The organism is Vibrio sp. 1557 (assembly GCF_033340175.1).
Classification (GTDB): domain Bacteria; phylum Pseudomonadota; class Gammaproteobacteria; order Enterobacterales; family Vibrionaceae; genus Vibrio; species Vibrio alginolyticus.
The window spans coordinates 105,043-115,649 of record NZ_JAWOVZ010000015.1 but is presented as its reverse complement, the minus strand read 5'-3'; the positions used below and the strand labels follow the sequence as shown (position 1 = coordinate 115,649).

Genomic DNA, 10,607 nt, shown 5'->3' with positions numbered 1-10,607 from the left:
CGTTCCTATTTTCGCAGATTTTTCTTACACATGGCTAGGTACTTTTCGTGCAAATCTGTGATTTGAAGCAAAAGATCAGGGTCACTTGGATTATTCTTAACCACATCGTCTGCAAGCGCGAGCCTTTGCTCTCTTGATGCTTGAGAGGCAAGGATGGCGCGAACTTGATCTTCACTCACATTGTCTCGTTTCATCGTGCGAGATATCTGTGTATTCGGTTCTACATCGACGACAAGAATGCGATCACACAAACTATCTAGCTTGTTTTCTACGAGCAACGGCACCACAAGTAACGCATACTCTGAAGTGACTTGCTGCAAATCTTCGATCATCTTTTCACGAATTATCGGGTGCAACAGTGCATTGAGCCATGCTTTTTCATCTGAATTCGAAAAGATTTTTTCTCTCAGCTTTGCGCGATCTAAAGTTTGGTCTTCACGAACGATATCGTGACCAAAGTGTTCAATAATCGCGTTTAGGCCGGGAGTACCTGGCTCGACAACTTCTCTTGCTACAATGTCGGCATCGACGATATCGATTTTAAATTGTTGTTTGAACAGATTCGCGACGGTTGTTTTTCCACTAGCGATACCGCCTGTTAAACCAATAACCAAAGCCATTTACACTCCTAGAACTGAAGTAAAGTACCAGTTTAAAATCTGGTCGCCCCAAATTAAGCTTATCCAACCAGCAATTGCTAAGTAAGGACCGAAAGGGAAAGCTTTTTCAATTCCCTGCTGTTGCAAGCGTAGTTGAATGATGCCAAATACGATGCCAACCACAGAAGAAAGTAGAATGATCATCGGCAGTGACTGCCAACCTAGCCAAGCTCCTAGTGCCGCCAGTAGTTTAAAATCACCATACCCCATTCCTTCTTTACCAGTAAGTAGCTTAAAGCCCCAGTAAACGGACCAGAGACATAGGTAACCAGCAATAGCACCAATGACAGAATCTTGTAGAGTAACAGGACTTATTTCGACTAATGCTAAGGCAATGCCAGCCCAAGTTAATGGTAATGTTAATTGGTCAGGTAACAACATAGTATCGAGATCGATAAATGTTGCGGCGATTAAGATAAAAGTAAAAAAGAGTAGGGCAACGGTAAAGTAACTAAAACCAAAGTAATAAGCGATAAAGCCTGAACAGAACGCGGTGAGCAGTTCAATCAGTGGATAGCGTGCACTAATGGTTGCCTGACAGTTGTGACATTTGCCTTTTAAAAGCAGCCAGCTAATCACAGGAATGTTGTCGCGAATACGTATCGGTGTTGCGCATTTCTGGCAGGAGGAGCGTGGAACGCTCAAGGTCAGCACTTCTTTAGGAGGTTCTATTTTGTATTCAGGAAATGACTCGGCACATTCGCGTCGCCATTCTAGTTCCATGATTTTAGGTAGTCGATAAATAACCACATTGAGGAAGCTACCCACGATCAGACCGAAGATGGTGGCAAACACAACGAATAGCCAAGGGTAGTACTGGAATACTTCCATATTTGTCTCTTGAGCGATGAGTGAAATCAGCAAGATGCTGTTTTAAAGGAGTTAACAGCTCATTCTAGCCCAATACACTCATTAAGTTAAAGATTGGCAAGTACATTGCTGTCACTAATCCGCCAACAACGATACCTAAAAAAACGATAATTAGTGGCTCTAGAATTTTACTAAGGTTGTCGACGGTGTTGTCGACTTCAAACTCGTAGATTGTTGCAACTTTATTGAGCATATCGTCAAGTCGACCAGACTCTTCACCGATCATAACCATTTGTAACACCAATTCAGGGAACACATTACAGTTGCGCATGGCTACATACATTGGCATACCTGCGGCGGTATCACGGTAAACTTCTTCTATGGCGAGTTGATAGTGCAAGTTTCCTGATGTTTTTGATGTAGTTTTTAAACTGGTTAGAATTGGAATGCCCGCTGTAAAGCTTGTGGCGAGTGTTCGACTAAATTTGGCGATAGCGGCTTTTGATAATACAGGGCCCAGGACAGGAAATTTAAGCACAGAGCGGTTGAGCATTAAGCGAAAAGAATCTGAACGCTTAGAGAGGATTCTCGCCGAAATGAATAAACTAATGGAGCCTAGTGCGATAAACGGACTCCAGTTTTGTGTCCAGGCGGAAAGATCTAATACTTGCCTGGTAAACCACGGTAAGTCAGCACCAAAACCAACAAACATTTTTTCAAACTCGGGAATGACTTTGGTGAGCATGATAAACGACACGCCTAACGCTACTAGCACTACCATCGCTGGGTAAATCAGTGCTTTGATCACTTTCGCACGGAGTTGTTCATTTTTTTCTCGGTAGGTGGCTAAGCGCTCGAACACTTCTGCTAAGTTACCGGATTGCTCACCTGTGGCGATAAGATCGGTATAGAGTGGGTCAAAGTGTTCACTTGCAGTGCGCATGGCTTTTGACATGGGCGTCCCCGCTTCAACGGCGCGTGTCACGCTCATCAAAATGGATTTCATCTCTGCTTTTTTATGATTTTCTGAGACCAATTTTAAAGCCTGAACTAAGGGTACACCGGTTATCAACATCGTCGAAATCTGACGGGTAAACACCGTGATGTCTCTGCCTTTCACGCGATGGCTGAGTTTAGTGAGAAACGAGATACTGCTTTTCTTTAACTTCTTGATCTTGATGTGCTGTGCGTCTAGACGCTCGCGTACTTCAATTTCTGTCATCGCGAGGGTTTGTCCAGACGTCTTTTTGCCAGAACTGTTGATGCCTTTCCAGCGGAAGTTTTTAAGTTGTGTTGTAGTGCTTTTCATAGAGGTGACTGCTGATTAAAGGATTAAAAATAAAGTACGCGCTGTAGTTCACTAAAACTTGTGATCCCTTGTTTGAGTTTTTCTATGCCCGACATTTGTAACGTGCTCATACCATTTGCGATGGCGAGTTTTTCTAGTTCATGTACTGAGGCGCCTTTAATAAGCGCTTCGGAAAGAAATTCATCAAAGCGCATCACTTCATAAATTCCCGTTCGGCCGGAATAACCATGGGTACACTCATTACATCCATCGGGATTGGCTTTAAAAATGTTGTCGCTTGCTTGAATTCCAAGATGTTGTAGCTGAACGGTAAGCTCTTGTGATTGTTTACAGTGCGAGCACAGTTTACGGGCCAAGCGCTGGGCAATAATCAAATTAAGAGATGAGGCCAAGTTAAAGCTTTCTACGCCCATGTTTGATAAACGAATAACCGTTTCAGCCGCAGAGTTGGTATGTAAGGTTGAAAGTACTAAGTGACCGGTTTGCGATGCTTTTATAGCGATTTCGGCGGTGTCTAAGTCACGAATCTCACCGACCATTACCACATCCGGGTCTTGACGTAAGAAAGAGCGCAGGGCTTCGGCAAAACCAAAACCAATCTTAGGCTGAACTTGAACTTGGTTAATGCCCGATAAGTTAATTTCTACTGGGTCTTCTGCCGTGGAAATGTTGATTTCTGGCTTATTGAGGATACTCAGCCCAGTGTACAGAGAAACGGTTTTTCCGCTCCCGGTTGGGCCTGTCATCAGAATCATGCCTTGTGGGCGACGCAGCGCATCCAAGTACAATTGTTTTTGTTGTTCGCTATAACCAAGCTTGTCGATATCCAATGACGCAGAGCTGCTGTCGAGCAGTCGTAGTACAATTTTCTCTCCGAATAGAGTCGGTAGCGTGGATACACGCATATCAATTGCGGTGTCTTGATTCAACTTGAGCTTAATACGCCCATCTTGTGGTAAACGTCGCTCTGCAATATCAAGTTTAGAGAGGATTTTGATACGAGCGGATAAGCGGCGACTTAAGTGGCTTGGTGGCTGCTGTGTTTCAATTAAGATGCCATCACAGCGTAGGCGCACACGGTACATCTTTTCATAAGGCTCAAAGTGGATATCGGATGCGCCTTTGCGCACAGCGTCCAACAGAATTTGGTTGATGTAACGGCTAACAGGAGACTCATCTTGGCTCAAGTCTTCAATGTTGTCGATTTCATCTGCGCCCACATCAACCAGATTGGCTAACTCTTCTTGGTTGATCTCTTTTAACCCGGACTTCTCATGACTCAATGAACGACCATATAAGCGTCGAATTGCCGCGCTGAGTTGACGAAAATCCGCCAACACCAATTCAATCTGTAAACCAGTGGCAAAGCGGAAATCGTCTTCTGCTTGTTGGTTCGTGGGGTCGGCAACGGCTAATAATAACGTTGAAGGTGTACGCTGGAGTGGGAGTGCGTTATGCCGTGTGATTAATTCCCTAAGGCCAAGTTGCTGACAAAGCGAGGCGTACTCGTACTGAGATAACTCGGGCTGATTTAATCCAAAAATAGAATTTAAATGTTCAGTGAGTTCGCGTGATGTAAATAACCCTGAACTGAGCAAAGCTTCCGGCATCGAAATGCCAGAAGCTTTGACTTGCTCAAGCAACGATTCTTCTTGGGAAAAAGCCAATAGTCCTTTTTGACGAAGAATCGTGGAGAGGTTGGTTTGCATTATGGGCAGCTATCAATAGATACTTTTGGGTTAGTATTATTTGTACAGCCCCAGGGTGTGTTTGGTGTCCTAGCATATTCGATGTCACCTGCTGCAGCATTGCCAGTATTAAATACAAATTTGAGTGTAGATTTTGCGTTTGAGGCTGCTCCAGCACCTTCAATTGATGCGGTAATATTGCCAAGGGCGTTCATAGTAGCGTTCCCACCGATGTCTCCTAAGTCGGAAGTAGCTGTGGTGTTGTTCTGAGTATATAAATCAGCATTAGTAAGTAATGACTTTAAAGTACCCACAGCAGAGGTTACAGCTGACTTTGCGACATAGTCTTTATATGCAGGGATTGCGACTGCTGATAACACACCAATAATTGCTACCACAATCATCAATTCAATTAACGTAAAGCCTTGCTGTTTTTTCTGTTTACTGTGTTTCATTTTCTTTCCTTCTTAATGAAATAAATAATGCCCTTGCATTAGCGAAGGATTATGGAGACTTCATAAAGGTTGAAAATGGGGAAGGGATGGGCTCTCGAGTGAGATAAAACTCTTTGGTGAAAAGTTGCATATCGCATGCAGAGTTTTGCGAGTAGTACTATTTTTTTAGTGGATAAAAAGAAAGGGCCAATTGGCCCTTTTAAATGATGAATTACTCACAACTCACTGAGTTAGTTGAAGTAATTTCAGATTTGTTGCTTTTATTATTTGAAGCGCATCGAAAGATCCATCGCTTTTAAATGCTTAGTCAACGCGCCTACCGAAATGTAATCGACACCGGTTTCTGCGTATTCTGCGATGGTCTCTAGCGTAATGTTGCCGGAGTTCTCTAAAGCGGCACGACCTGCGTTAATCGCTACGGCTTCACGCATCATTTCTTTTGTGAAGTTATCGAGCATGATGATGTCGGCACCAGCCTCTATCGCTTGTTTCAACTCTTCTAAGCTTTCCGTTTCTACTTCTACCGGTTTGCCTGGGTTAAGCTTTTTCGCTTTTTGGATGGCTTGAGTGATGCCACCACAAGCAATAATGTGGTTTTCTTTAATGAGGTAAGCGTCGAACACGCCGATGCGATGGTTAAAGCCACCACCACACGTCACGGCGTATTTTAGTGCGCTACGCAGACCAGGAATGGTTTTGCGTGTGTCTAGTAGACGACACTCAGTATGCGCGATTTTTTCAGCGTACTCTGCGGTAACTGTTGCGCAGCCAGACAACGTTTGGATGAAGTTCATTGCGTTACGCTCACCAGTCAACAAGTCACGAGCAGGGCCTGTCAGCGTGCAAAGGGTTTGGTTAGGTTCGACTTTATCGCCGTCCTTTACGTGCCATTCAATACTGACCTTGCCACCGAGCTGCTTAAAAACTTCATCTGCCCATGCTTGACCACAGAACACACCATACTCACGAGTAATAATCGTTGCGGTATTAACCGCATCGGCAGGGATCAAAGATGCAGTAATGTCATTATCTGCGTCGACACTGCCACCTAGATCTTCTTTTAAGGTATCAGCGACAGAGCGAGTGATCTCTAAAGGGAGTTGTTGTTTAAGGTATTCTAGGCGTTCTTGAATGTTGTGTGTGTTCTTCATCGCAAATCTTGTCTTGAAAGGGAGATGGCAACGAATGATACTCTCCGGTGTCAATAATTTCAGCAGTTAATTTGCAAAGTAGAGAGGTTGATATGCGCCCAATTATCGAGAATGGCTGGCTGACACAGGCAAAGCATGTTCCGTCACCATTTTTTGATGCTCGCTCTGATACAAACGACATCTCTCTGCTGGTGGTACACAACATCAGTTTGCCTCCTGGGCAGTTTGGTGGACCATATATAGAGGACTTCTTCACTGGCAAGCTAGACCCAAATGAACATCCATTTTTTGAAGTTATTCACAAAATGGGCGTTTCTGCACATTGCTTGATTAAAAGAAACGGCGAGGTTGTTCAATTTGTTTCTTTTCTTGATAGAGCATGGCATGCCGGTCAATCCAGTTTCGCAGGCAGGGAGCGTTGTAATGACTATTCCATTGGTATCGAGCTTGAAGGGACAGAATTTACTGCCTACACAGAAGCGCAATATCAATCACTTGCAGAGATCACTGAGGTGATTATGCAGTCTTATCCTCAAATCACCCCGCCACGAATTACCGGTCATCAATATATTGCGCCCTTGAGAAAAAGCGATCCTGGTCTAAGCTTTGATTGGGTGAAATATAGACTGCTTATACAGCGTTGATTTGTAGCGAAAGTGTAAATTCAAAAAAGCGAAATAAATAAGGCATACGATCAGGTATGCCTTTTTTTGATACCAGAAATATTAATGATTGTTAAAAGTTAACTACATTCTTACGCTCGTACATGCCGTTTTGGTGAATAAATAGACTGATAATTTTGTCATTTTCTGTATTTCTTTTCCAAAACTGCTAGCACGTCGACTTCCCATTTGTATGCTTTATGTAATTGGTCATACCAATTCTATTGCTGTTTTAACAGTCGATTGTTATCAGAGTGTTGGAAGTAAGCTCGTTCTATGATTTAGGTCAATTTTCGGCTGGACAGTGGCGTTTTAATTATGTTAATTTCTGCACCAACTTAAAATTGGTATTACCAATTACCTGCAAGAGTAGAAGAACAATAAATTATGGCTTATCAAAGGATTCGTCAGCCAAAACTCTCTGATGTTATAGAACAAGAGTTAGAAAGGTTGATAGTGGAAGGAACATTGTCTCCGGGGCAACAACTGCCTCCAGAGCGTGAACTGGCAAAACAGTTCGATGTGTCTCGTCCTTCAGTCCGAGAAGCCATTCAACGCTTAGAAGCGAAGCGTTTGTTGACTCGTCGCCAAGGTGGCGGAACATTCGTAAGTGAGAATATCTGGAAGAGCTTTTCAGATCCCTTGTTGAATTTGTTGTCTAGTCATTCTGAAACCCAGCTTGATGTGCTTGAGTCTCGTCATGCGATGGAAGGAATTTCAGCCTACTTTGCAGCTTTACGTGGTACCGAAGAAGATTTTGCGCGTATTCAAGGTTGCCTTGAGCGCATTAGCCAAGAGCAAGCAAACAACGATATCGAAGCTGAATCTGCGGAAGTGATGCAATTTTTGATCGCTTTGACAGAAGCCGCGCACAACGTGGTTCTGTTGCACATTGTTCGAAGCTTAGCGCCTTTGCTTGAGCAAAATATTCTACAAAATTTTAAATTACTACGTCGCCGCCCAGAAGCGGTCGAGAAAGTCAGTAAACACCGAGCCAATATCGTGGATGCGATTGTTTCTGGTCAGCCTGAAAAGGCGCGAGAAATGTCCCACTCGCACTTGGCTTACATCGAAGAAACATTGTTGGATTTGACTCGAGAAGAGTCTCGACGAGAGCGTTCTCTACGTCGAATTCAGCAGGGTAATGACTCGTAAGAGCGTTACTTAAATAAGTAGATCCAACCAACAGAAGGATAGATCGCCATGTCTGATATGAAGCATGACGTAGATGCACTGGAAACTCAAGAATGGCTACAAGCGCTTGAGTCAGTTGTACGTGAAGAAGGTCTAGAGCGTGCTCAATTCCTATTAGAGCAAGTTCTAGATAAAGCACGTCTAGACGGTGTTGATATGCCAACAGGTATCACAACTAACTACATCAACACGATTCCTGCAGACCAAGAACCAGCATACCCAGGTGACACAACACTTGAGCGTCGTATTCGCTCAATTATTCGTTGGAACGCTATCATGATCGTTCTACGTGCATCTAAGAAAGACCTAGAGCTAGGCGGCCACATGGCGTCTTTCCAGTCTTCTGCTGCGTTCTACGAGACATGTTTCAACCACTTCTTCCGTGCACCAAACGAGAAGGATGGTGGCGACCTAGTTTACTACCAAGGTCACATTTCACCAGGTATCTACTCACGTGCATTCGTTGAAGGTCGTCTAACTGAAGAGCAGCTAGACAACTTCCGTCAAGAAGTAGACGGCAAAGGTATTCCTTCATACCCGCACCCTAAACTGATGCCTGAATTCTGGCAGTTCCCGACAGTATCGATGGGCCTAGGTCCAATCGCTTCTATCTACCAAGCTCGTTTCCTTAAGTACCTAGAAGGCCGTGGTCTTAAAGATACTTCAGAGCAGCGCGTTTACGCGTTCCTAGGTGACGGTGAGATGGATGAGCCAGAATCACGTGGTGCTATCTCTTTCGCTGCGCGTGAGAAACTAGACAACCTATGCTTCCTAATCAACTGTAACCTACAGCGTCTAGATGGCCCTGTAATGGGTAACGGTAAGATCATTCAAGAACTTGAAGGTCTGTTCAAAGGTGCTGGTTGGAACGTAGTGAAGGTAATCTGGGGTAACAACTGGGATTCACTACTAGCTAAAGATACGACTGGTAAGCTTCTACAGCTTATGAATGAAACGATCGACGGCGACTACCAAACATTCAAATCAAAAGATGGCGCGTACGTACGTGAGCACTTCTTTGGTAAGTACCCAGAGACAGCTGCACTTGTTGCTGACATGACTGACGACGAAATCTTCGCACTTAAGCGTGGTGGTCACGAGTCTTCTAAGCTATACGCGGCATACAAAAACGCGGCAGAAACTAAAGGTCGTCCAACAGTAATCCTAGCTAAGACTGTTAAAGGTTACGGCATGGGTGAAGCGGCTGAAGGTAAGAACATCGCGCACCAAGTTAAGAAGATGGACATGACTCACGTACTACACCTACGTGATCGTCTAGGTCTTCAAGACATCCTAACTGACGAAGCAGTGAAAGAGCTTCCGTACCTGAAACTTGAAGAAGGTTCAAAAGAGTACGAATACCTACACGCTCGTCGTAAAGCGCTACACGGCTACACGCCACAGCGTCTACCAAAATTCACTCAAGAATTCATCGTTCCTGAGCTAGAAGAATTCAAGCCACTACTAGAAGAACAGAAGCGTGATATCTCTTCTACTATGGCATTCGTACGTGCGCTAAACGTTCTACTTAAGAACAAGAACATTGGTAAGAACATCGTTCCTATCATTGCTGACGAAGCACGTACATTCGGTATGGAAGGTCTGTTCCGTCAAATCGGTATCTACAACCCGCACGGCCAAACTTACACACCAGAAGACCGTGGCGTTGTTTCTTACTACAAAGAAGCGACTTCAGGTCAGGTTCTACAAGAAGGTATCAACGAGCTAGGTGCTATGTCTTCATGGGTTGCTGCTGCGACTTCATACTCGACAAACGACCTACCAATGATCCCGTTCTACATCTACTACTCAATGTTCGGCTTCCAACGTGTTGGCGACATGGCGTGGATGGCTGGTGACCAACAAGCACGTGGTTTCCTACTAGGTGCAACTGCGGGTCGTACAACGTTGAACGGTGAAGGTCTACAGCACGAAGACGGCCACTCGCACATTTTGGCGGGTACGGTTCCTAACTGTATTTCTTACGACCCAACGTTCGCGTACGAAGTAGCAGTAATCATGCAAGACGGTATCCGTCGCATGTACGGTCCAGAACAAGAAAACGTGTTCTACTACCTAACGCTAATGAACGAAAACTACGCAATGCCAGCAATGCCAGAAGGCGCTGAAGAAGGCATCCGTAAAGGTATCTACAAGCTAGAAACTTACACGGGCGACAAAGCGAAAGTTCAGCTAATGAGCTCTGGTACTATCATGAATGAAGTACGTAAAGCAGCTCAAATCCTAAGCGAAGATTACGGTGTTGCTTCTGATGTTTACTCTGTAACGTCATTCAACGAACTAACTCGCGATGGCCAAGATGCAGAGCGTTTCAACATGCTTCACCCAGAAGCGGAAGCGAAAGTACCTTACATCCAAACAGTAATGGGTACTGAACCTGCTATCGCAGCAACTGACTACATGAAGAACTACGCAGAGCAGGTTCGTGCATACATTCCTGCTGAGTCTTTCAAAGTTCTTGGTACTGATGGCTTCGGTCGTTCAGACAGCCGTGAAAACCTACGTCGTCACTTCGAAGTGAACGCAGGTTACGTAGTAGTAGCAGCGCTAACTGAACTAGCGAAACGTGGCGAAGTTGAGAAATCTGTAGTTGCAGAAGCAATTAAGAAATTCGACATCGACACAGAGAAAACAAACCCGCTATACGCTTAATTAAGA

General features: G+C 44.4%; 9 protein-coding genes. 3 read left to right on the top strand and 6 right to left on the bottom strand.

Going from position 1 to position 10,607, the window contains the following annotated elements; all coding sequences use genetic code 11:
- Positions 1–5 precede the first annotated feature (5 nt).
- The 6 genes from coaE to nadC form a co-directional block, all read right to left on the bottom strand.
- A complete protein-coding gene (gene coaE, locus R7070_RS17115; RefSeq protein ID WP_047102660.1) occupies positions 6–620 on the bottom strand; it encodes a dephospho-CoA kinase in 615 nt (204 codons plus the stop codon).
- On the bottom strand, positions 621–1,490 hold the full coding sequence (locus tag R7070_RS17110; protein WP_225466545.1) for a prepilin peptidase: 870 nt from the start codon (positions 1,488–1,490) through the stop codon (positions 621–623). It lies immediately after the preceding gene.
- Between the two features lie 64 nt (positions 1,491–1,554).
- Positions 1,555–2,778: a type II secretion system F family protein gene (locus R7070_RS17105; RefSeq protein ID WP_171343192.1), complete on the bottom strand. Its 1,224-nt coding sequence runs from the start codon at positions 2,776–2,778 to the stop codon at positions 1,555–1,557.
- Between the two features lie 23 nt (positions 2,779–2,801).
- Positions 2,802–4,487: a type IV-A pilus assembly ATPase PilB gene (gene pilB, locus R7070_RS17100; protein WP_115386281.1), complete on the bottom strand. Its 1,686-nt coding sequence runs from the start codon at positions 4,485–4,487 to the stop codon at positions 2,802–2,804.
- Positions 4,487–4,921 carry a type IV pilin protein gene (locus R7070_RS17095; protein ID WP_029803401.1) on the bottom strand — a complete coding sequence of 145 codons (435 nt, stop codon included), beginning with the start codon at positions 4,919–4,921 and terminating at the stop codon, positions 4,487–4,489. The genes pilB and R7070_RS17095 overlap by 1 nt, the downstream gene beginning before the upstream one ends.
- Positions 4,922–5,184: 263 nt before the next feature.
- A complete protein-coding gene (gene nadC, locus R7070_RS17090) occupies positions 5,185–6,072 on the bottom strand; it encodes a carboxylating nicotinate-nucleotide diphosphorylase (protein WP_171343193.1) in 888 nt (295 codons plus the stop codon).
- A 92-nt stretch (positions 6,073–6,164) separates the two neighbouring features.
- Between nadC and ampD the strand changes: the two genes are divergently transcribed.
- From ampD to aceE, 3 genes are all read left to right on the top strand, one after another.
- Positions 6,165–6,716 carry a 1,6-anhydro-N-acetylmuramyl-L-alanine amidase AmpD gene (gene ampD / locus R7070_RS17085; RefSeq protein WP_005379985.1) on the top strand — a complete coding sequence of 184 codons (552 nt, stop codon included), beginning with the start codon at positions 6,165–6,167 and terminating at the stop codon, positions 6,714–6,716.
- 405 nt (positions 6,717–7,121) lie between these two features.
- The gene (gene pdhR / locus R7070_RS17080) at positions 7,122–7,889 is read left to right on the top strand and encodes a pyruvate dehydrogenase complex transcriptional repressor PdhR (RefSeq protein WP_005379989.1); all 768 of its coding nucleotides are present in this window, start codon (positions 7,122–7,124) and stop codon (positions 7,887–7,889) included.
- Between the two features lie 48 nt (positions 7,890–7,937).
- Positions 7,938–10,601, top strand: a complete 2,664-nt coding sequence (gene aceE / locus R7070_RS17075; protein ID WP_005386612.1) for a pyruvate dehydrogenase (acetyl-transferring), homodimeric type — start codon at positions 7,938–7,940, stop codon at positions 10,599–10,601.
- Positions 10,602–10,607: the final 6 nt, after the last annotated feature.

Coding starts and splice junctions, on each gene's coding strand:
- coaE (WP_047102660.1), bottom strand. CDS start 620: ATGGCTTTGGTTATTGGTTTAACAGGCGGTATCGCTAGTGGAAAAACA.
- R7070_RS17110 (WP_225466545.1), bottom strand. CDS start 1,490: ATGGAAGTATTCCAGTACTACCCTTGGCTATTCGTTGTGTTTGCCACC.
- R7070_RS17105 (WP_171343192.1), bottom strand. CDS start 2,778: ATGAAAAGCACTACAACACAACTTAAAAACTTCCGCTGGAAAGGCATC.
- pilB (WP_115386281.1), bottom strand. CDS start 4,487: ATGCAAACCAACCTCTCCACGATTCTTCGTCAAAAAGGACTATTGGCT.
- R7070_RS17095 (WP_029803401.1), bottom strand. CDS start 4,921: ATGAAACACAGTAAACAGAAAAAACAGCAAGGCTTTACGTTAATTGAA.
- nadC (WP_171343193.1), bottom strand. CDS start 6,072: ATGAAGAACACACACAACATTCAAGAACGCCTAGAATACCTTAAACAA.
- ampD (WP_005379985.1), top strand. CDS start 6,165: ATGCGCCCAATTATCGAGAATGGCTGGCTGACACAGGCAAAGCATGTT.
- pdhR (WP_005379989.1), top strand. CDS start 7,122: ATGGCTTATCAAAGGATTCGTCAGCCAAAACTCTCTGATGTTATAGAA.
- aceE (WP_005386612.1), top strand. CDS start 7,938: ATGTCTGATATGAAGCATGACGTAGATGCACTGGAAACTCAAGAATGG.